This window comes from Rhizobiaceae bacterium (genome assembly GCA_023953845.1).
Lineage (GTDB): Bacteria > Pseudomonadota > Alphaproteobacteria > Rhizobiales > Rhizobiaceae > Arvimicrobium.
Genome location: JAMLJC010000001.1, coordinates 328,721 through 350,824 on the forward strand (window position 1 = coordinate 328,721; position 22,104 = coordinate 350,824).

The 22,104-nt window shown below is 64.9% G+C and carries 19 protein-coding genes; 5 read left to right on the forward strand and 14 right to left on the reverse strand.

Annotated features, from left to right (window positions below; translation table 11 throughout):
• The first annotated feature begins 75 nt into the window (after positions 1-75).
• The 5 genes from rpsU (at position 76) to M9955_01655 (ending at position 4,024) form a co-directional block, all read left to right on the forward strand.
• Entirely contained in the window at positions 76-336 is a 261-nt protein-coding gene (gene rpsU, locus M9955_01635; GenBank protein ID MCO5080339.1) for a 30S ribosomal protein S21, read from the forward strand.
• A gap of 152 nt (positions 337-488) precedes the next feature.
• Positions 489-1,334, forward strand: a complete 846-nt coding sequence (locus tag M9955_01640; GenBank protein MCO5080340.1) for a tetratricopeptide repeat protein — start codon at positions 489-491, stop codon at positions 1,332-1,334.
• 28 nt (positions 1,335-1,362) lie between these two features.
• Positions 1,363-1,842, forward strand: a complete 480-nt coding sequence (locus tag M9955_01645; protein MCO5080341.1) for a DUF992 domain-containing protein — start codon at positions 1,363-1,365, stop codon at positions 1,840-1,842.
• 187 nt (positions 1,843-2,029) lie between these two features.
• Positions 2,030-3,463 carry an MFS transporter gene (locus M9955_01650; protein MCO5080342.1) on the forward strand — a complete coding sequence of 478 codons (1,434 nt, stop codon included), beginning with the start codon at positions 2,030-2,032 and terminating at the stop codon, positions 3,461-3,463.
• Between the two features lie 78 nt (positions 3,464-3,541).
• Positions 3,542-4,024: a DUF992 domain-containing protein gene (locus M9955_01655; protein MCO5080343.1), complete on the forward strand. Its 483-nt coding sequence runs from the start codon at positions 3,542-3,544 to the stop codon at positions 4,022-4,024.
• A gap of 74 nt (positions 4,025-4,098) precedes the next feature.
• Here the strand turns inward: M9955_01655 and M9955_01660 are convergent, their stop codons facing one another.
• The 14 genes from M9955_01660 to M9955_01725 all read right to left on the reverse strand — a co-directional run bounded on the left by M9955_01660 (position 4,099) and on the right by M9955_01725 (position 22,101).
• Positions 4,099-5,496 (reverse strand): NAD(P)(+) transhydrogenase (Re/Si-specific) subunit beta, encoded by a 1,398-nt coding sequence (locus M9955_01660; GenBank protein MCO5080344.1) that lies wholly within the window; start codon positions 5,494-5,496, stop codon positions 4,099-4,101.
• Positions 5,497-5,506: 10 nt separating this feature from the next.
• The gene (locus tag M9955_01665; GenBank protein MCO5080345.1) at positions 5,507-5,926 is read right to left on the reverse strand and encodes a proton-translocating transhydrogenase family protein; all 420 of its coding nucleotides are present in this window, start codon (positions 5,924-5,926) and stop codon (positions 5,507-5,509) included.
• On the reverse strand, positions 5,926-7,170 hold the full coding sequence (locus M9955_01670; GenBank protein ID MCO5080346.1) for a Re/Si-specific NAD(P)(+) transhydrogenase subunit alpha: 1,245 nt from the start codon (positions 7,168-7,170) through the stop codon (positions 5,926-5,928). Before M9955_01670 ends, M9955_01665 begins: the two co-directional genes overlap by 1 nt.
• Before the next feature lie 83 nt (positions 7,171-7,253).
• Positions 7,254-7,481 carry an aa3-type cytochrome c oxidase subunit IV gene (locus tag M9955_01675; protein ID MCO5080347.1) on the reverse strand — a complete coding sequence of 76 codons (228 nt, stop codon included), beginning with the start codon at positions 7,479-7,481 and terminating at the stop codon, positions 7,254-7,256.
• A gap of 202 nt (positions 7,482-7,683) precedes the next feature.
• The gene (locus tag M9955_01680) at positions 7,684-8,559 is read right to left on the reverse strand and encodes an ABC transporter ATP-binding protein (protein ID MCO5080348.1); all 876 of its coding nucleotides are present in this window, start codon (positions 8,557-8,559) and stop codon (positions 7,684-7,686) included.
• Between the two features lie 123 nt (positions 8,560-8,682).
• Positions 8,683-9,999, reverse strand: coding sequence for an ABC transporter substrate-binding protein (locus M9955_01685; protein MCO5080349.1), 1,317 nt, complete (start codon positions 9,997-9,999; stop codon positions 8,683-8,685).
• A 45-nt stretch (positions 10,000-10,044) separates the two neighbouring features.
• On the reverse strand, positions 10,045-11,121 hold the full coding sequence (locus tag M9955_01690) for a branched-chain amino acid ABC transporter permease (protein ID MCO5080350.1): 1,077 nt from the start codon (positions 11,119-11,121) through the stop codon (positions 10,045-10,047).
• A 12-nt stretch (positions 11,122-11,133) separates the two neighbouring features.
• Positions 11,134-12,093 (reverse strand): branched-chain amino acid ABC transporter permease, encoded by a 960-nt coding sequence (locus M9955_01695; GenBank protein MCO5080351.1) that lies wholly within the window; start codon positions 12,091-12,093, stop codon positions 11,134-11,136.
• Positions 12,094-12,106: 13 nt separating this feature from the next.
• The gene (locus M9955_01700) at positions 12,107-12,256 is read right to left on the reverse strand and encodes a DUF3096 domain-containing protein (protein ID MCO5080352.1); all 150 of its coding nucleotides are present in this window, start codon (positions 12,254-12,256) and stop codon (positions 12,107-12,109) included.
• Between the two features lie 11 nt (positions 12,257-12,267).
• A complete protein-coding gene (locus M9955_01705) occupies positions 12,268-13,092 on the reverse strand; it encodes an ABC transporter ATP-binding protein (protein MCO5080353.1) in 825 nt (274 codons plus the stop codon).
• Entirely contained in the window at positions 13,089-15,074 is a 1,986-nt protein-coding gene (locus tag M9955_01710) for an AMP-binding protein (protein MCO5080354.1), read from the reverse strand. The genes M9955_01705 and M9955_01710 overlap by 4 nt, the downstream gene beginning before the upstream one ends.
• Before the next feature lie 145 nt (positions 15,075-15,219).
• Complete coding sequence (locus tag M9955_01715; GenBank protein MCO5080355.1) at positions 15,220-15,903, reverse strand: hypothetical protein; 684 nt, start codon at positions 15,901-15,903, stop codon at positions 15,220-15,222.
• Between the two features lie 286 nt (positions 15,904-16,189).
• Positions 16,190-18,514 carry an EAL domain-containing protein gene (locus M9955_01720; protein MCO5080356.1) on the reverse strand — a complete coding sequence of 775 codons (2,325 nt, stop codon included), beginning with the start codon at positions 18,512-18,514 and terminating at the stop codon, positions 16,190-16,192.
• 107 nt (positions 18,515-18,621) lie between these two features.
• A complete protein-coding gene (locus M9955_01725; GenBank protein MCO5080357.1) occupies positions 18,622-22,101 on the reverse strand; it encodes an indolepyruvate ferredoxin oxidoreductase family protein in 3,480 nt (1,159 codons plus the stop codon).
• Between the last annotated feature and the right edge of the window lie 3 nt (positions 22,102-22,104).

The following is a 22,104-nucleotide window of genomic DNA, read 5'->3' on the forward strand; positions in this document are numbered from 1 at the left end:
CCGCTGCCCGCTTGGAACTCAGGCGCCTTGGAACTCAGGCACCATCGCCCGGAACCGGTTTAGACAGGAGCATACGTGCAGGTACTCGTCCGCGACAACAATGTCGATCAAGCACTCCGCGCACTGAAGAAGAAGATGCAGCGTGAGGGCATTTTCCGCGAAATGAAGATGCGCGGCCACTACGAGAAGCCGTCCGAGAAGCGCGCCCGCGAAAAGGCTGAAGCCGTCCGCCGCGCCCGCAAGCTCGCTCGCAAGCGTGCCCAGCGCGAAGGCCTCCTGCCGGGCTCCCCGCGTCCTGCCGCCGCTGCGCAGCCGTCTCGCGCGCCGCGTTCGTAAGCGCCAAGTTTTCGTCCCTTTCGGGATATAGCGACAGAGGTGGGGCGATTGGAAAATCGCCGCCACCTTTTTGCTTTGCGGCCGAAAGGCCGAAGGTCTGACGGATGGCTGATGCGAGGCGGTGCCTCGGCGTCGGAGTGGGAAAGCCGGATATGAAATCAACAGCAGCCGAGCCAATGACCGCGTGGCGACGTCCAGCCGTGGCCGCGCTGCTTCTTCTGGCGTCCGCTCTTGCCGCCTGCCAGTCGAGCCCGGTCAGCGATCTCGCGACCATCGACCGCGCGCAGTCCTCCGACGAGAACATCTCCTCGCTCAGCGCCGTCATCGACCGCAATCCGCGCGATCCCGAGGCCTACAATGTGCGCGGATCGGCCTACGGACGCGGCGGCAAGTATCGCGAGGCCCTGCGCGACTTCGACAAGGCGATCGAACTCAACCCGAACTTCTACCAAGCCTACGCCAACCGCGCGCTCATCTACCGCTACACGGGCGATCAGGCGAAGGCGCTGTCCGACTACAACCGCGCCATCCAGATCAATTCGAGCTACGACACGGCCTATATCGGCCGGGGCGATCTCTATCGCCGTGCCGGCCAGACCCAGAACGCCTTCAACGATTTCCAGAAGGCCATCCAGCTCGACACCACGGACGGCCGCGCCTACCACCGCCGCGGCCTGATCTACCAGAGCCAGGGCCAGCACAATTTCGCCATCGAGGATTTCTCGACGGCGATCTCGCTGTCGCCGGAATCGCCGGAACCCTACAACGGGCGCGGCGTCTCCTATCTGGCGCTGAACGACGACGACAACGCCTTCGCCGACTTCAACATGGCGATCAAGCTGAACGACCGGCTGGCGGAAAGCTGGGCGAATCAGGCGCTGGTGTACGAAAAGCGCGGCGACAAGGCGCGCGCGTCGAAATCCTTCGCCCGGGCCGCGCAGCTCGACCCGAACTACCGTCCGGCATCGGACGGGCTGGCGCGCACGCGGGGCGGTTGACCTGTCTCCCCGAATGAAGGTGATCGCCATGTGCAGATCGCTCGTCACCCTCGCCGTCTTCCTCGCGACGCTTGCTCCCGTCCATGCGCAGCAGGGCGGCGTCGAACTCGGCCTGCTCGACTGCGTCATAGAAGGCGGCACCGGCTTCATCCTCGGCTCCACCAAGGACGTGCGCTGCACGTTCGAGCCGGCCGACAAGCAATGGGCGCCGGAAGCCTATTTCGGCGTGATCAACAAGTTCGGGCTGGATGTTGGCTACACAGAGGCGACGATCATGCGCTGGGCGGTCCTGGCCTCGAGCAGCAACATCTACGCGCCGGGCGCGCTGGCCGGCGATTATGTCGGCGCAAGCGCCGAAGTCACGGCCGCTGTCGGCGCGGGCGCGAATCTTCTCGTCGGCGGTTCCGGCCAGACCTTTACCCTGCAGCCGCTCAGCGTTCAGACCCAGACCGGGCTAAATTTCGCGGTCGGCGTCAGCCAGTTCCAGCTGCGCAGCGCGGGCAACTGACGTTGGATGCACGCGGCGCCTGACCGCCCTCTGGCAGAATAAAGCTTGATCGACTGGCCCAAGGAGGGGCCGGAGAACGGGCTTGAGCTCGACCGGACTTGAGGTTCTACAAGACCCGCCTGACCGATGCCGGCCCGGCGGGGATGACTGCCCCGGGGTCTCACGGCAGATTTCAGGGAGTTTCCGCGTGAACGACCAGACAGCAGAGCGGGTGGACTGGCGCGCGCTCTGGGCGAGCGGCGATCTCTTCCGCTTCTGCTTCGTCAGCCTCGGCATCCTCCTGCACGCCACCAACGAGACGATGGTCGCGACCGTCATGCCGGCCATGGTGGGCGAGCTTTCCGGCGTTGAACTCGTAGGCTGGTCGCTGGCCATCTACGAACTCGGCGCCATAGTCGCCGGCGCTTCCGCCGGACGCATGATCTCCTACGTTCCGCTGCGCACCAACATGACCGTCGCGGCGCTTCTCTACGCCACCGGCGCCCTCATTTGCGCGACGGCGGCATCGATGCCCATCTTCCTCGCCGGGCGGCTGGTGGAAGGCCTCGGCGGCGGCGCGCTGGTGTCGCTTGCATTCGTTTCCGTGGAGAGGCTGTTCCCGCCGAGAATCTGGCCGCAGCTCTTCGGTATCATGTCGGCGATCTGGGGCGTGGCGGCGTTCGGAGGACCGCTGCTGGGGGCGATCCTGTCCGAAGCCTTCTCATGGCGGTGGGCCTTCGGCGTGTTCACGCTGGGCGGCGCGGCCATGGCGGCGGCAAGCTTTCTGGTGCTCGACACGCCCGAGGCGCGTCGCGCCAGCGGCGGCAACCGACTGCCGCCCTTTCCCTATCCGGTGCTGACCGCATTGGCGCTAAGCATTATTCTGGTCGCCAGCGCCGGCGTGAACATCCAGCCACTGCGCTCGGCGCTGCTTCTTTGCCTCGGGCTTGCGGGGCTGGCTCTCTTCTTCCGGCTCGACAGCCGCAACGCCGCCGCCCGGCTCTTTCCCTCACGCCTGTTCGACTGGCGCACGCCGCTCGGCACGGGCATGACCATGGTGGCGGCATTCTCCATCGCCACCTGCTCCTTCGGCGTCTACGGCCCCCTGCTGCTGACCACGCTGCATGACGTTCCGCTGCTGACGACCGGCTACATCATCGCGGCCGAATCCATCTCCTGGTCGATCCTCTCGATCCTCGTCGCCAACGCGCCGCCGCACCGCGAACGCGCCATCATCGTCGCGGGCGCTCTGATGATCACCGCCGGCATAGCCGGCTTCGCCTATTCCGTGCCGGCCGGAACCCTGTGGCTGATCCTGTTCTGCGCATTGCTGCAGGGCGGCGGCTTCGGCGTCGCCTGGCCCTTCGTCACGCGCGTCATCGTGGCGGCGGCGAGCAAGGATGAACGGACGATCGCGTCGGGTGCCGTGCCGACCATGCAGCGCATCGGCTACGCCATCGGCGCCGCAATCACCGGCATCATCGCCAATGCCGCCGGCTTCGAGACCGGCCTCAACCGGGAAACCGCCGGCCATGTGGCGGCATGGGTTTTCCTCGCGTTCCTGCCGCTGGCGCTGTTCGCCTGCGCCGCCGCGATCCGCGCCTCGGCCAGCGTCCAGCTGGAGCCGACGGCCGGCGCGTAAAGCTTCTGCGAGGGAACCATCGGGCGATCTCGGGCTTTCTGCCCCATCGAATGCGGCGGAAACCGAAAGGAGATTGCCATGAACACCAAAGCTATCACGCTGGCCGGCGCGCTCGCGCTTTCCACGATTCCGATGGCCGGCAATGCCGCGAGCGGCGTCGAGGCCGGCTGGCTGGATTGCGTCGCCGACGGCAGCGTCGGCTTCGTCGTCGGCTCGACCAAGGAGGTGCGCTGCACGTACACTCCGGCGGACAAATCGCTGCCGCCCGAAATCTATACCGGCTCCATCAACAAGTTTGGCGTCGACGTCGGCGTGACCGGCGCGACCGTGATGCAGTGGGCCGTCATCGCCGCCAAGTCCGATGCCTATGAGCCCGGCTCGCTCGCCGGCACCTATGTCGGCGTCACCGGCGAGGTGACGGCGGCGGCAGGCGTCGGGGCCAACACGCTGGTGGGCGGCACGTCCAAGGGCTTCACGCTTCAGCCCGTCAGCACCACGCAGCAGGCCGGGCTGAATTTCGCCCTAGGCGTCGCGAGCTTCGAACTGACGCCGGCCGGCTGATTTGAGCGCCTCCGCAACGGAAAACGGGGCCTGCCTGGCCCCGCTTTCCTGAATGAACGGGCCGAGCAGGCCGCTCAGTGATCCATGGCCTTGACGATTTCCTCGGTCATCTTCTTGGCGTCGCCGAGCAGCATCATGGTGCCGTCCTTGTAGAACAGCGTGTTGTCGATGCCGGCATAGCCGGAGCCGAGCGAGCGCTTGACGAACAGGCAGGTTCGCGCCTTGTCGACATCGAGGATCGGCATGCCGTAGATCGGCGATGACTTGTCGTCGCGCGCCGATGGGTTGGTGACGTCGTTGGCGCCGATGACATAGGCGACGTCGGCCTGCGCGAATTCGGAGTTGATGTCCTCCAGCTCGAACACCTCGTCATAAGGCACGTTCGCCTCGGCGAGCAGCACGTTCATATGGCCGGGCATGCGGCCGGCGACGGGATGGATCGCATACTTCACCTCGACGCCGTTGGCCTTGAGCTTGTCGGCCATCTCGCGCAGCGCATGCTGTGCCTGTGCGACCGCCATGCCGTAGCCCGGCACGATGATGACCTTCTGCGCGTTCATCATCAGATAGGCGGCGTCGTCGGCCGCGCCGGTCTTCACCGTGCGCTGCACGCCGTCATCGGCCGCAGCCGCCGTCTCGCCGCCGAAGCCGCCGAGGATGACCGAGATAAAGGAGCGGTTCATGCCCTTGCACATGATGTAGGAAAGGATCGCGCCCGAGGAGCCGACCAACGCGCCGGTGATGATGAGCGCCAGATTGCCGAGCGTGAAGCCGAGAGCCGCCGCCGCCCAGCCGGAATAGGAGTTGAGCATCGACACCACGACCGGCATGTCGGCGCCGCCGATCGGGATGATGAGCAGCACGCCGAGCACCAGCGAGGCGACGACGATCAGCCAGAAGATGGTAGTCGACTGCGTCACCACCAGCGCGACGATCAGCGCGACGAGCGCCGCACCGAGCACGATGTTGATGAAATGGCGGGCCGGCAGCAGGATCGGCTTGCCCGACATGCGGCCGTCGAGCTTGAGGAAGGCGATGACCGAGCCGGTGAAGGTGATGGCGCCGATGGCGACACCGAGGCTCATCTCGACCAGAGCCTGGCCGTGTATGTCGCCGATCGTGCCGATGCCGAAGCTCTCCGGCGCATAGACGGCGGCAGCCGCCACCATCACGGCGGCAAGGCCGACGAGGCTGTGGAAAGCGGCGACGAGCTGCGGCATCGACGTCATGGCGATGCGCCGCGCGACCACCGCGCCGACGCCGCCGCCAATGGCGAGGCCGACGACGATGAGGCCGAGCTTGCCGGCCGTGGGCAGCGCGAGCGCCAGCGTCGTGGCGATGGCGATGCCCATGCCGACCATGCCGTAGAGATTGCCCTTGCGGCTGGTCGTCGGATGGGACAGGCCCCGCAGCGCCATGATGAACAGGACGCCGGAGACAAGATAGAGGAAGGAAGCGAGGTTCGCGTTCATCGGGAGGCGCTCACTTCTCTTTCTTCTTGTACATGGCAAGCATGCGCTGGGTGACGAGGAAACCGCCAAAAATATTCACGGAGGCCAGCACAAGCGCGACGAAGCCGAAGCCCGTTGCCGCGCCCGAGAGCGAGATGCCGACCGCCAGCAGCGCGCCGACCACGATGACCGAGGAAATGGCGTTGGTGACGGCCATCAGCGGCGTGTGCAGCGCCGGCGTCACCGACCAGACGACGTAGTAGCCGACGAAGATCGCCAGAACGAAAATGGCGAAGCGGAAGACGAAGGGGTCGATCGCGCCGCCCGAAAGGGCGTGAGCCGTGCCGCCGGCGACATCGGCGGCGGCAGGTGCGTTCTCGACGGCGGCGCGCACCGCCTCGACCGCCTGGTCGAGCTGATCAAGCGTCTTTTCCAGCGTGGTCTTTTCCATCACGCAGTTCCCTTCTTCGAAGCCGTCTTACGGGCCGCGGGCTTCTTCGCCGGAGCAGCGACATCGGATTTTGCGGCCGCGGTCGTGGCAGCCGGCGCGTCGACCAGCGCCTGCGCGGCGGCGAAGTTCGGATGCACGACCTTGCCGCCGTCCGTCAGCATCGTCGCCTTCACCAACTCGTCCTCGCGATTGACGGCGAATGCCTTGGTCTGCTTGTCGACCATAGTCTCGAGGAAGGCATAGAGGTTCTTGGCGTAGAGCAGTGAGGCGGAGGCCGCAACGCGGCCGGCTACATTGAGATGGCCGACGATCTTGACGCCGTTCTCCGTGACGACGATTTCGCCCGGAACCGCACCCTCGACATTGCCGCCGCGCTCGACCGCGAGATCGACCAGCACCGAGCCCGGCTTCATCGACGCCACCATGGCGGCCGACACGAGCTTCGGCGCCGGACGGCCCGGAATGAGCGCGGTTGTGATGACGATGTCCTGCTTGGCGATATGCTCGGCGGTCAGCGCCGCCTGCTTCGCCTGATATTCCTTCGACATCTCCTTGGCGTAGCCACCCGCCGTCTCGGCCTGTTTGAACTCCTCGTCCTCGACGGCGATGAATTTTGCGCCGAGCGACTGCACCTGCTCCTTCACAGCCGGGCGCACGTCGGTCGCCGTCACCACGGCGCCAAGGCGGCGCGCGGTCGCGATCGCCTGCAGGCCGGCCACGCCGACGCCCATGATGAACACCTTCGCCGCCGGGACCGTGCCTGCGGCCGTCATCATCATCGGCAGGGCGCGGTCATACTCTGCGGCCGCGTCGATCACCGCCTGATAGCCGGCGAGATTGGCCTGCGAGGACAGCACGTCCATCACCTGGGCGCGGGTGATGCGCGGCATGAACTCCATGGCGAAGGCGGTGACGCCGGCCCGGGCCATCGCAGCGACCGCGGCGTCGTTGCCGTAGGGGTCCATGGTGGCGATCACGACCGCACCCGGCTTGTAGCCCTTGAGCTCGGCCTCGCCCGGCCGGCGCACCTTGAGCACCACGTCGGCGCCGCCCGCGTCGGATGCCTTGCCGATCTCCGCGCCATTGGCCGCGAAGTCGGCGTCGACGATGCGCGAGGCAAGACCGGCTCCCGCCTCGACAACCACGTCGAAGCCGAGCCCCTTCAGGCGCTTCACCGTCTCCGGCGACGCCCCCACGCGCGGCTCGCCTGACAATTCCCTTGGAATGAACACTCGCGACGCCAACGCCCTCTCCTCTCCCGGCAGAGCTCATGCAAAGTCGGGGCTGCGAGCCTCAGCGCGGCAGCCCCTTCCATGAACAACTTCAACTAGCGCAGGAAATACCCGCCCACCGCGCAGATCAGCACGAACAGGATCGTCGCAGAAATAAAGCCGCCGCCGCCGAAGAAGCCGAACGCCATCGCGATCATCAGCGCAACGCAAACCAGCGTGCCGTATTTGGCCAGCCCGATGAAGACATTGTAGGTCTTCTCGTGCTCGGCATAGTCCATCTGGGCACCCAGTTCGACCGGCCCGGTCGGCGCATGATCCGCCATGGCAAAACCCCTTCTCTGGCTCGTTCCGCGCTGATAGCGAAAACACCATCCGAGGGCAATGGGACGATTGCCGCAGCAAGGCGGAAATCACGGGCAATGAAGGGTACTCCAGCCCGTTTCCCGCACGGCGGAAAATCAAATCGATTTGTGTCCGGACGCCACGGCTGGGCGGCTGGCACTCTCCTTCGCCGCAGGAGTCCTTTCACGCCAGCCAGCGCTTGCGCCGCTTGTAGTGCTTGACGTCCCGGAACGACTTCCGCCCTTCGCCGCCGACGCCGAGATAGAATTCCTTCACGTCCTCGTTCTGGCGCAGCGACGCCGCATCGCCGTCCAGCACGACCCGGCCCGACTCCAGGATGAAACCGTAATTGGCGTAGCGCAGGGCGACGTTGGTGTTCTGCTCGGCAAGCAGGAAGGAAACGCCCTGCTCCTCGTTCAGCCGCTTCACGATCTCGAAAATCTCCTCGACCAGTTGCGGCGCGAGCCCCATGGACGGTTCGTCCAGCAGGATCATCTTCGGCTTCGACATCAGCGCTCGCCCGATCGCCGTCATCTGCTGTTCGCCGCCCGACGTGTAGCCGGCCTGGCTCGCGCGCCGGACCTTGAGGCGCGGAAAATACTCGTAGACGAGGTCGAGATCGGCGCGGATCGCCGCATTGCCGTCGCGGCGCGTGAAGGCGCCCGTCATCAGATTGTCCTCGACCGACAGATGGCCGAAGCAGTGCCGCCCCTCCATGACCTGGATGCAGCCGCGCTTGACCAGACGGTCGGGCGACAGCGCCTGAACCTCTTCGCCGTCGAACACGATGGAGCCCTTCGTCACCTCGCCGCGTTCGGCGCGCAGGAGATTCGAGATCGCCTTGAGCGTCGTCGTCTTGCCGGCGCCGTTGGCGCCGAGCAGCGCCACGATGCCGCCGCGCGGCACGGCGAGCGACACTCCCTTCAGCACGAGGATGACATGGTCGTAGATCACCTCGATGTTGTTGACGGAAAGGATGGGGGCGGCAGCCGTTCCCTCCCCCCTGAGAGGAGGGTTGTCCGAACGACCGGGTGGGGTTCTTTCTGCCGTGCTCGACATCGCTCCGCCAATCATACCGTGGTGGTGACGCCGGAGAGGTCGTCCGCGTAGTGCTCGGCGCGAACGACCGCACCCGACCCTTCGGGCCACCCTCCCCTCGAGAGGGAGGGAGCGCCGCTTACCTCACTTGCACTCGCTGTTCACCGGCCAGGGCTGGTTGGCGTCGGCATATTCCTTGGACGCCTTTTCCGCTATCGGATCGATCGCGGCGCGGTCGGCCTGCAACAGGTCGGACGCCTTGACGAACTTGGCGCCGTCCCACTCCAGCATCCAGCCGCCGGCATGGCCGGTATGGTTCGAGCAGCTTGTCGAGAAGGGCGGGATCATACCCTCCGCGCCGAGTTCCTTCAGCCGCGCCTCGTCGAGCTTCAGGTTTTCGAGGCCCCAGCGCAGCTGTTCGGCGTTGACGACCTTCGCGCCGAAATGCTCCTGCGCGACCTTCACGCCCTCGGCCAGCATCAGCGAGATCATGACGCCGCGCTGGTAGAAGACCCAGTCGAACTCGCCGGTGTCGCGGTTGATCATCGAATGTCCCGCTTCGACGACCAGCTGCTTGATGTCCTTCATGATCTTGGATTCGCTGTTGGGCAGGCTCCACGACAGGCTGCGGTAGCCCTTGCCCTGCTCGCCGACGAGCTTGAGGTCGCCGTCGAGGCCCGACCACCAGATGCCGATGAACTGGTTCATCGGATATTTGGTCTTCACCGCTTCCGTGATGGCGCCGGCGTTCATCGCGCCCCAGCCCCACATCAGCACGAAGTCGGGGCGTTCGCGGCGGATCTGCAGCCACTGCGCCGACTGGTTCTGCATCTCCTTGACGCCGACCGGGATCGGCAGCAGCGTGAAGCCGTGCTTCTGGGCCAGCGCCTCGATCAGCGGGATCGGTTCCTTGCCATAGGGCGCGTCGAGATGCAGGAGAGCGATCTTCTTGCCCTTCAGATTGTCGAGATTGCCGTCCGAAATGGCGCTTAGGATCATCGACGCGCCGTCCCAGTAGGACGAAGGCGGATTGAAGGCCCACTGGAAGGTCTTGCCATCCTGCATCGCCGAGAAGCCGTAGCCGGGCGCCAGGATCGGGATCTTGTCGACATTGGACTTCGGCAGCACTTGCAGCGTGATGCCCGTCGACCAGGGCTGCGTGACGATGGCGCCTTCCGCCTTCATCTTTTCATAGCACTCGACGCCCTTCTCGGTGTTGTAGCCCGTCTCGCATTCCTCGTAGCCGAGCTTGACGCCGTTGACGCCGCCGTCGCGCTCGTTGAGCATGATCATGTAGTCGCGCTGCCCGTTCATCAGCGGCGTGCCGGTCGCCGCGAACGGACCCGTGCGGTAGGAGAGGTTCGGCAGTTTCACCGCGTCCTCGGCGCTCGCCGGCAGCGCCAGTGCCGCGCCAGCCGCCAGCATCCCGGCGGCGACGGCAAGTTTCCCAAAAGTCTTCATGTCGGTTCCTCCACTGTTGTCGTTTCAGTTTCCACGGTCGCAACCCTAATGAGGGAACGGCCACATGATGAGTTTCTCCCGGATGATCGCCCAGAACCGCGCCAGCCCATGCGGTTCCACGATGAGAAAGAGGATGATCAGCGCGCCGATGATCATGACGTTGAGATGTTCCGCCGTCGCCGACGCGATGGGCAGGCCGAGGGCAGCCGGCAGCGTGCCGAGCACCACCGGCAGCGCCACGATCAGGATCGCGCCGAGGAAATTGCCGAGCACCGAGCCCAGCCCGCCGATGATGGCGATGAACAGCACGCGGAAGGAGAGCGGTATGTCGAACACCGTGGGTTCCGCCGCGCCGCGCCACAGGAAGACGAACAGCGCGCCCGCGATGCCGACGATGTATGAAGACACGGCGAAAGCCGAGAGCTTGGCCTTCATCAGGTTGATGCCGACGAGCTCGGCCGCGATGTCCATGTCGCGCACCGACTTCCAGATGCGGCCGATGCGACCGCGCGTGATGTTGATGGCGAGCCACGTCACCACCGTCACCACGCCGAGCACGAAGAAATACTGGGTGAGCGGCCGCGCGTTGGGGCCCGCCATCGTGATGCCGAACATATCGATATTGGCGACCTGGATCGCGCCAGACGTGTTGTAATTGTAAAGCCATGCCCACTTTTCGAACAGCCAGACCAGGAAGAACTGCGCGGCGAGCGTGGCGATGGCGAGATAAAAGCCCTTGATCCTCAGCGACGGGAGGCCGAAGGCGACGCCCACCGCAGCCGAGAAGAAGCCCGATAGCGCGATCGCCGCGATCAGGTTGAGGTCTGGGAAGATCGTCGTCAGCTTGTAGCAGGCATAGGCGCCGACACCCATGAAAGCGCCCGTGCCGAGCGAGAGCTGGCCCGCATAGCCGGTCAGGATGTTCAGCCCGAGTGCCGCCAGCGCGTAGATCAGCACCGGGATCAGCAGCGCATTGATGGCGAAATCGCTGGCGGTGGCGGGGATGATGACGAAGGCGAAGACGAGAATGGCCGCCAGCAGCCACGCATCCTGCCTGACCGGGAACAGCGCATGATCGGCGACGTAGGATGTCTTGAACTGGCCGGCGGTGCGGTAGAGCATTAAGTCGATCCCTCACACCCGCTCAATGATACGTTCGCCGAACAGGCCCTGCGGCCGGAACAGGAGCACGATGAGCGCGAAGACGAAGGCGAACCACGTCTCGGTGTTGCCGCCGAGCAGCGGCTGGCCCCAGTAGATTTCGAAGAGCTTTTCGAGGATGCCGATCGCCAGCCCGCCGATGATCGCGCCGAGGACCGATTCCAGCCCGCCCAGCATCAGCACCGGCAGGGCCTTGTAGGCTATCACCTCCAGCGCGAAGGAGACGCCGGCGCGCGCGCCCCAGACGATGCCGGTGGCGAGCGCGATGACGCCGGCGATGAACCAGACCAGCACCCAGATGGTGGACAGCGAAATGCCGACCGAGAGCGCCGCCTGATGATCGTCGCCCAGCGCACGGATGGCGCGCCCCATCTTGGACTTGTTCAGGAACAGGATCAGCACCGCGACGAGAACCACCGCGCCCACCACGGCCGTCACGTCCTTCTGCTCGATCGAGACGAAACCGCCGAACGGCTCGAACTCGAACGAGCCGGTCGGGATGAACAGCGCCTCCGTGATCATCACCTTGTTCTCGCCGCCGAAGATCAGTTCGCCGAAGCCGACGAGGAATAGCGTGATGCCGATCGTCGCCATGAACAGGATGATGTCGGGCTGGTTGACCAGCGGTCGCAGCACCACGCGCTCGATGGCGACGGCGAGGCAGAACATGACGACCAGCGTCAGCGGCAGAGCGAGCAATGCCGGCACGCCAGCCTGATAGAGCGCGATCAGCGTCAGCGCCGCGAAGACGACCATGATCCCTTGCGCGAAGTTGAAGATGCGCGAGGACTTGTAGATCAGCACGAAGCCAAGCGCGATCAGCGCGTAGAGCACGCCGGAAACAAGACCCTCCCACAGCACCTGCAGCAGGAAATCGGGCGCGGCAGCCATGTCCGCGAAGGGTTTTATGACGAGCGCGTTCAGGAGGTCCATGGTATCTCCACCCCTACCCCGCCAGATTTGGAAACAGGCCGAGCAGGCCGACGATGATGAGATAGATGGCGACGATGTAGTTGAGCAGCCGGGGCACGATCAGGATCAGCACGCCTGCAATCAGCGAGACGAGCGGCGTGAGGGTGACTGCGGTGATTTCCATGCGACGTTCCTTCAATGCGCGACGCCGAGATAGGCGTCGATGACCTGCTGGTTGGACTTCACGGCGTCGGGGACGCCGTCGGCGATCTTCTTGCCGTAGTCGAGAACGACGACTCGGTCGGAAAGGTCCATGACCACGCCCATGTCGTGCTCGATCAGCGCGATCGTCGTGCCACGCTGCCGGTTCACGTCGAGGATGAAGCGGCTCATATCCTCCTTCTCTTCAAGGTTCATGCCGGCCATCGGCTCGTCGAGCAGCAGCAGCGACGGCTCCATGGCGAGGGCGCGGCCAAGTTCCACCCGCTTCTGAAGGCCGTAGGGAAGCTTGCCGACCAGCGTGCGCCGCACATGCTGGATCTCGAGGAAATCGATGATCTCCTCGACCTTTTCGCGATGCTCGATCTCCTCGTTGAGCGCCGGGCCGTGCCAAAGCATCTGCCAGAAGAGATTGCGCTTCATCAATACCGAGCGGCCGGCCATGATGTTGTCGAGCGTCGACATGCCCTTGAACAGCGCCACGTTCTGGAAGGTGCGGGCGATGCCCTGCCGCACCGCGTGATGCGGCTTCATCGCGCGCCGCTCCTGCCCGCGGAAGACGATGGTGCCCTCCTGCGGCGTGTAGAAGCCGTTGATGACGTTGAGCATGGACGTCTTGCCGGCGCCGTTCGGGCCGATGATGGCGCGGATCTCGCCCTTGCGCACGTCGAAGGAGATGTCGGTGATGGCCTTCACGCCGCCGAAGCGCAGCGAGACGTTCTTCACCTCCATCAGAAGGTCGCCCGGCAGGAGGCCATCGTCGGAAGCCGCGATCTTCTCCGGGGCCGGGCGTATGTTCATGCGGCGGCCTCGCGGACGGTCGTCTCCGGCGGATAGGTCTTCGCATCGGCGATGCGCACGGTGGCGCGGATGATGCCCTTGCGCCCGTCCTCGAAGGTCATTTCCGTTTCGACATACCTTTCGGTCGATCCGTCGTAGAGCGCTTCGATCAGTGGCCGGTAGCGGTCGGCGACGAAGGCGCGGCGCACCTTCATCGTGCGGGTCAGTTCGCCGTCGTCGGCATCCAGTTCCTTGTGCAGCACGAGGAAACGCCTGATCTGGCCGCCGGCCATCATCGGCTCGCGCGCCAGCCGCCGGTTGGTCTCGTCGACATGCCGGGCGATGATGTCGTAGACCTGCGGCAGCCCGGCGAGCTCCTGATAGGAGGCGTAGGCGATGTTGTTGCGCTCGGCCCAGTTGCCGACCGCCGTCATGTCGATGTTGATGAAGGCCGCGCAGAAATCCCGCCCGTCGCCGAAGGCCACCGCCTCCTTGATGTTGGGAAAGAATTTCAGCGCGTTCTCGATGTATTTCGGCGCGAACAGCGCGCCGTTCCTAAGCTTTCCGACATCCCTGGCGCGGTCGATGATGCGGAGCTGCCCGTCCTTCTCGAAGAAGCCGGCATCGCCCGTCTTCACATAGCCGTCCGCCGTCAGCGTCTCGACCGTCTGCTCGTCCTGCTTGAAATAGCCGGCGAACATGCCGGGCGAGCGGAACAGCACCTCGCCATTGTCGCCGAGACGGATGTCGACATTCGGAGCGGCGGGCCCGACCGTGTCGGAACGCACGGCTCCGTCCTTCTGGACGGTGACGTAGAGAAAAGCTTCCGTCTGGCCGTAGAGCTGCTTGAGGTTGATGCCGAGAGACCGGAAGAAGGAGAAGAGATCCTCGCCGATCGCCTCCCCCGCCGTGTAGGCGACCCGGATTCGCGACAGGCCGAGCACGTTCTTCAGCGGCCCGTAGACCACGAGGTCGCCAAGCCCGTAGGCCAGGCGTTCGCCGAAGGACACCGGCCGTCCTTCGAGGATGGCCTCGCCATGTCTGCGCGCGACAGCGATGAAATGCGCGAACATCCTGCGCTTCAGCCAGCCGGCGTCCTCCATGCGGATGGTGACGTTGGTCAGCATGTTCTCGAACACGCGCGGCGGGGCGAAATAGAAGGTCGGCGCGATCTCGCGGAGATTCTGCGCGACGGTTTCCGGGCTTTCCGGGCAGTTCATGCAGAAGCCGGAAACGTAACCCTGCGCGAAGTTCAGATAGTGGTCGCCGACCCAGGCGAGCGGCAGATAGGCGAGCACGTCGTCATTCTGGGTGAGCCCGTCGAAGATCGCGGTGTCGAGCGCCGCCTGCACTGCGCCGGCGGCCCGGATCATCACGCCCTTGGAGCGCCCCGTCGTTCCCGACGTGTAGAGCATGACGGAAATGTCGTCGCCGCCGGCCTCGCGTATGGCGAGCTCCCATTTGGCGGCCGCGGCATGATCGGCTTCCATGATCGCGCGGCCCCGCGCCTGCACGTCGCCGAAATCGTGCAGGCCGACGGGATCGTAATCGGCGAGACCGCGGGGTTCGTCGAAGATGATGTCGGTGAGCGCCGGTATCCTGTCGCCGCAGGAGCGTATCTTGTCGACCTGTTCCTGGTCCTGCACGACGGCGAAGCGGACGCCGGCATGGTCGAGCACATAGGCCATCTCGTCCGCGACTGCATCGGCATAGACCGGCACCGGCACCGCGCCGAGCGACTGCGCGGCGGCGAACGTCCAGTAGAGCCGCGGACGGTTGGAGCCGACGATGGCGACGCGGTCGCCCTTCCCCAGCCCCATCGCCTTCAATCCGAGCGCGAACGCACGGATCTCGTGCATCTGCTCAAGCCAGGTCCAGCTCTGCCAGATGCCGTAGTCCTTGTGGCGCATGGCGGGACGGGCGGCAAAACGCTGCGCGTTGAGCAACAGATATTTCGGGAACGTATCCAATGTCATGCCGGCGGCGGATGCCGTCACAGTCATGTTGAATTCCTCCCAGCGCCGCCTTTGCGGCAGTCATGGAGGGGATAATGACAAGCTTCGCGTCCGAAGCAAGTACACCGTTAGGATAAGCCGCCGCCGGTTGTACCGGCGGCGGCGGCGTCAGGCCCGGTTGATCTGCCGTATTTCAGGCGGCGCGGGCAAGAAACTTGGCGGTCGGAAGAATGGTGAGCGGAGGAAGCTCGCCATGGGCCGGCGTGCCGAAAAGCATCCGCCGCTCCAGCGCCGTCGACCGGAAGAACGGGAAACGCTCGAAAAAGCTCGCCTGATCGGTATGGGCGTCCGTCATGTAGAGCGCGACGTTCTTCATGAAGCCGGGGTAAGGCCGGCCGGGGCCGATCTGCTGCGAGCGGTAGATACGACGGTAGAAGCCGCCATGATCCTCGCGCACCGTCGAAAGGCCGAAGGGAACCTTGAAATAAAGGCAGGCCATGCTGGCGAGCCTGAGCGTCACATAGGGCAGTTGCGGCAGTTGCCGCGACCATTCGGGATCGGACCCGAACCTGCTCATGCAGACGAAGGTGACGCCGCGATCGAGCATCGGCTGGAGAATGTCGCTGAACGTCTTGTAGGAGGCCGACCACGGCGTCTCCCTGGTCACATGATGAACCCGCAGCGTGCTCACCAGCGTCTGATCGACGTAGATCCCGAACTTGTAGACGTTGGGCACGTCGTCCAGTTCGTCCTCGATCATGTGGTCCTGGCTGTCGGGGACCACACCGTTCATGCGGTAGGCCTTGTAGCGAAGCCGATAGATATCTTGAAGATCGTCGCCCTTCTCGCAGCGCCGGTATTCGGTGCGCTCCAGCAAGGAGAATACGTTTTGGACGAAATCCGAGGTGCGCCCGATCCTGGCAACAACACTCGCGTCCGTGTTTCCGCCAAACACAGATTCCTGAATACTCATTCTTTCCCCGCATCGTGTCGAGCGGTTGAGCCTCCCGCACCGCACTGATCATGAAGGGTATACGAGGGACGCCGGGTGTAAAGCGAGCAATTGTCGAGTAGTCATTTACCTAACGTTAACCTTAACCATTCGTTAACGACGCTGACGGCGAAGTCCCTATGCAGCCACGAGGGACGCCTGTGAGGGTGGGTCAGCCTTTGGAATATTGCGGAATCGACCGCAGCGACGCCGCCACTTCCTTGTCGAAGTGCCAGACGATCGTCGACATCGTCTCGATCCCGTGCGCCGACAGCGCGGAGCCGAACAGGAAGCCCTGCGCCAGATCAGGCTTCACGTAGAGCGACAGCAGCTTGAGCTGCTCGAAGGTCTCAACGCCTTCGATCGTCACCGACAGGCCGAGCGCGCGGCAGAGGGTGACCACGTTCTTCAGCAGCTCCAGCGAGCGGTTGTTGTAGCCGAGATCGAGGACGAAGCTGCGGTCGATCTTGACCTTGTTGAGCGGCAGCCTGTGGAGATAGCTGAGGCTCGAATAGCCCGTGCCGAAATCGTCGAGCGCGATCCGGACGCCGATCGTCTTGAGTTCCTCGATATAGCTGGCCGTCAGCGCCTTGTCGTCGAGCAGCGCCGTTTCGGTGACCTCGAGTTCCAGCCGCTGCGGCGCCAGGCCGGAGTTCTTCAGCGCCAGGCGAACCTGCTGGATGATGTCCTGATTGCGGAAATCCTTGGCGGAAAGGTTGACCGAAACGCTGATCTCGTTCGGCCATTTTGCGCATTCGAGGCATGCCGCGTTAAGGACGAAGATGCTGATCGACGAGATGATGCCCATCTCCTCCGCCAGCGGAATGAAGATCGCCGGCGAGATGGATCCGAGTTCAGGATGATCCCACCGGCAAAGCGCCTCGCAGCTGGCGATACGCATGGAATCCATTGCGATGATCGGCTGGTAGACGACCCGCAGCCCGTTGGTTTCGATCGCATTGCGCAGCTCGGCCTTCATCAGCTGCCGGCTGCGGAACTCCTCGTCCAGCGCCGTCTCGAAAAGCTGCCAGGAATTCTTGCCGTGTTCCTTGGCCTTGTAGAGCGCTAGATCGGCCTTGACGATCATCGCGTCGAAATCGCCTTCCCGCGCGGTCGTCATGACGGCGCCGCAGCTCGCCTGGATGCGCAAGGCATGGCCGCCGACGTCGATCTCGCCCTGCAGGCCTTCGAAGAGGGCTTCCATCCGCATCGCCAGATCGTGCTCGTTGTCGATCCGGTCGAAATAGAGCACGAACTCGTCGCCGCCGAACCGGCTGATCGTTGCGCTATCGGCGAGAAGGCGTGTCAGCGTCTCGCCCACCGCATAGAGAAGCCCGTCGCCGACCGGATGGCCGAGCGTATCGTTGACGGTCTTGAAGTCGTCGAGGTCGAGCACCACCAGTGCGCATTTGCGGTAGGGGTCTCCCGCGGCCATGGTCTCGACGACCACCTCCTGGAAGTAGCCGCGATTCGCAAGGCCGGTGAGGTTGTCGAACCGCGCCATGGAGCGGATCTTCTCCTCCGCCTCGACGCGTTTGGTGACGTCCTCGAAGGTGATGACGCCGAGATCCTGGCTGCCTTCCCGGGCCGAGAACTCGTAATAGGTGCCGTTGGCGAAGGCGACCAGAACCTTGCGATCCCTGCCCTCGCGCAGGGCGCGCGTCAGCTGGCCCTCGATGTAGCGGCAATCTTCCTTGGCGAGCAGTCTGCCGGCGACGCCGCGCATCAGCAGCGCATGGATGCTGCGTCCCATCAGCGCTTCCGTCGAACGATATCCGAGCAGCTTGGCGGCCTCGGCGTTGGCGACGACGATGCGGGCATCGGGTCCGAGCATGATCAGGCCGTGCGGCATGGTGTTCAGCGCGCGGTTGAAGCGCTGGGCGAGCCGCGTCGCGCGCTTCTCCGCGGAAAGCGCGGTGAACAGCACGTCGCGGACATTCTCCGCATAGCGATGGATGGCGAACAGGAACGGCACGGTGAGCAGGCCGAGCGCGACGTGGTAGAAATCGCCGCGCAGGACCAGCCCGGTAGCCATCGGCAGGCTGATCACCACGATCAGGATATAGACCATGCGCGGCGAGCCGTAGTTGCGCCCGGAGATCGCGGTGGCGGTGGCGAGCGGCACGGCCAGGCCAGCCAGCTCCGCGAAGGAATTCTCCGCGTTGTAGAGCGCCATCAGGCTGAAGACGCCGAGCGCGCCGCCATGCAGCGCGCTGAACACCGTGTAGCGGTTCTCCAGCACACGCGCTTCGGCGGCGGTTTCGCACGGGGGACGGGCGTTGATGCGGCGCATGTCTATCAGCCGCAGCACACCGAGCACGAGCAGCCACAGCACGACGAGCAGATAGGCGGGATTTCCGGTCTTGACGTGGACGAGGCTGATCAGAACGCACTGCAGCACGATGCCGAGCGCCAGCGTAAACCCGTCACGAAACAGCGTTTCGACGAACGGGATGTAGATGTCGTCCGGAAGTTCCTTCGCCTTTAACCTGTTCACACCAGTGTCCCACCGGGGAGCCACAGATGTGCCATATCCCGATTAAGAATTGCTTAGACCGAGGCCCTTGAACGGCGTTCCTGCGCCGCAGGTGCTTGATTCCAAACCTATTCCGCGGCCTGTAGACTCAAGCCGGCGGCAGGGTCCTCGAACCGGTCGATCAGGCGCCGGCGCTCGGCCTCGGCCTTCCGCGCGGCAGCCCGCCTTACATGCCCGTAGCCCCTGATCATCATGGGCACGGAAGCCAGCGCAGCGGCAGCCGCCAGCCTGTCTACGGTCAGCCCGGCCTCGATCCTGTCGAGGTCGGCTTCGAACTCGCGCAACTGCCGCCTCTCCTCGCGCCGTTCCGCCGTATGTCCGAAGACGTCGAGGACGGTGCCGCGCAGTGCGCGCAGGGCCGCGAGCACGCGGAAAGCCGGCATCATCCATGGACCGAAGCGGGATTTGCGCGGGCGGCCGTCAGCGTCCTTCCGTCCGAGGATGGGCGGCGCAAGGTGGAACTCCAGCCGGTCGTATGACTCGAAAGTCGAGGCAAGCTGGCGCGCGAACGAGCCATCTGTATAGAGCCGCGCCACTTCGTACTCGTCCTTGATCGCCATGAGCTTGAAGAGGCTGCGGGCGACGGCCTCCGTCACCGCCGTCGAACCTCGGGAAGCCTCATTTTCGGCGCGGCGCAGACGCTCGATGCGGTCGGTGAACCGCCGCGCGTAGGCCGCATTCTGGTAAGCGCGGAGAAAATCGGCGCGCCTCCCGATCACATCGTCCAGCGTGGCCGCCATGCGGGCATTCGCAAGCTGTTCCTTCGGTTCGCCCGCGCGTTTTTCAACGAAGGTGGGATCATGTCCCGCACGCCTTCCCCATCGGAATGCGGCGACGTTCATGGCGGCGGCTTCGCCGTTCAATTCGATAGCCTTTTCAATTGCTTCGGCTGCAAGCGGCAGTCCGCCGCGCTGGTAGGCGACGCCCAGCATGAACATGTTGGCGCCGAGCGAGCTGCCGAACAGCGCGGTGGCCGTTTTCGTCGCATCGACGAAATGCGCCTTTCCCTCTCCGGCGGCGGCGCGGATCGCCTTCTTGAGCCGCTCGGTCGGCAGGGAGAAATCGGCCGAGCGCGCGAAATCCCCCGGCATGACCTCGGCGGTGTTCGCCACGAAAAGCGTATGGTTCTCACGCACCGCCGACAGCACCTTCTTGTTGCCCGACACAACGAGGTCACAGCCGAGGATGAGATCGGCCTTGCCCGCGGAGACGCGGATGGCGTGGATGTCTTCCGGCTCCGCGGCGATGCGGATGTGGGTGAACACCGCGCCGCCTTTCTGCGCGAGGCCGGCCATGTCGATGAGACCGGCGGCCTTGCTCTCCAGATGCGCGGCCATGCCCAGGATCGCGCCGATCGTCACCACGCCGGTGCCGCCGACGCCGTCAAGAATCGCCGACCAGCCTGCCTTCCCCAGTTCGAACGGCTTCGGCTCCGGCACCCCGTCCAGCGGATCAGCGCTTGCGGCGGAGCCTGCGGCTTTCCTGAGCTTCGCGCCGTGGACGGTGACGAAGGACGGACAGAAGCCGTTGACGCAGGAAAAATCCTTGTTGCAGCTCGACTGGTCGATGCGGCGCTTGCGCCCGAACTCGGTTTCGACGGGCTGGACGGACACGCAGTTCGACTGCACGCCGCAATCGCCGCAGCCTTCGCAGACCAGTTCGTTGATGATGACGCGCCGGTCCGGATCGGGAAACGTGCCGCGCTTGCGGCGGCGGCGCTTTTCCGCCGCGCAGGTCTGGTCGTAGAGCAGCACGGAGACGCCTTCCACCTCCCGCAGCTCGCGCTGCACGGCGTCGAGGTCATCGCGATGATGGATCGTCGCCCCGGCCGGAAACTCCGCTTTTCCCGCATATTTTTCCGGCTCGTCGGTGACGATGGCGATACGGTCGACACCCTCGGCCCGCACCTGCGCGGCGATCATGTCGACGGTCAGGCCGCCCTCGTGGCGCTGCCCGCCGGTCATGGCGACCGCGTCGTTGTAGAGGATCTTGTAGGTGATGTTGGCCCTGGACGAGAGGGCGAAGCGCAGCGCGAGCGCGCCCGAATGGTTGTAGGTGCCGTCGCCGAGATTCTGGAAGATGTGGCCGCGCGTGCTGAACGGCGCCTCGCCCACCCATTGCGCGCCCTCGCCGCCCATCTGGGTGAAGCCGACGGTCGAGCGGTCCATCCACAGCGCCATGAAATGACAGCCGATGTCCGCCCCGGCGATGGAGCCTTCCGGCACCTTCGTGGACGAATTGTGCGGACAGCCCGAGCAGAAATAGGGCGTGCGGACGCCCACATCCTTCGTGTCGGCCAGCATCGCCTGGAACTGCTTCAGCCGCGCCACCCGCGCCGCGATCTCCTCCGAGGGGCCGATCACCCGGAGGATGCGCTCGCCGAGCGCAATCGCAATGTCGTTCGGATCGAGCGCACCCTTGGACGGGAACAGCCAGGCGTCACGCTCGTCCTTCTTGCCGACGATGAGTGGCTGTTCCACACGGCCATAGAGGTTTTCGCGCAACTGGGCCTCGATGAGCGAGCGCTTCTCCTCCACCACCACGACCATGTCGAGACCGCGCGCGAAATCGCGGACATGCTCGTAGTCCAGCGGCCATGGACAGCCGACCTTGAACAGGCGGATGCCGATCTCGCCGGCGCGCCGCTCGTCTATGCCGAGTTCGTCCAGCGCCTGCCGCACGTCGAGATAGCTCTTTCCGACGGTGATGATGCCGAGCTTCGGACTGGCCCCGCCGGAATAGACGATGCGGTTGATGTTGTTGGCGCGCACGAAGGCGGCGGCGGCCGGCCGCTTGAACTCATGCAGCCGCTCCTCCTGCCCGAGCATGTTGATCTCGTGCCGGATCGAGAGGCCGCCCGGCGGCAGGTCGATCTCCGGCAGCACGACATTCAGCCGCGCCAGCGACACGTCGACGGACGCCGTTGATTCCACATTGTCCTTCACGCATTTGATCGCCGTCCAGGTGCTGGCGAAACGCGACAAGGCAAAGCCGTAGAGGCCGAAGTCGATCAGTTCCTGAACGCCGGCCGGATTGAGGATCGGTATCATCGCGTCGACGAAATGGAACTCCGTCGCATGCGCGTTGGTGGAGGATTCGGCCATGTGGTCGTCCCCCATCAGCGCCAGCACGCCGCCATGCGGCGAGGTGCCGGCCAGATTGGCGTGGCGGAACACGTCGCCGGAACGGTCGACGCCCGGCCCCTTGCCGTACCAGACCGAAAAGACGCCGTCGTGCCGGCCGGTGCCGGTCAGTTCCGCCTGCTGCGTGCCCCAGCAGGCGGTCGCGGCCAGTTCCTCGTTGAGGCCCGGCTGGAAGACGATGTTCGACCGGGAGAGCTCGTCTCTCGCCTTCCAGAGCTGCATGTCGAGCCCGCCCAGCGGCGAGCCGCGGTAACCCGAAACGAAGCCTGCGGTGTCGAGCCCCGCAAGCCGGTCGCGCTCGCGCTGCATCAGGAGCATGCGCACGATCGCCTGTGCTCCCGTGACGAAGATTCGCTCCTTGCCCAGGTCGAACTTGTCGGAAAGAGCCACGTCGTGAAGCGTCATTCA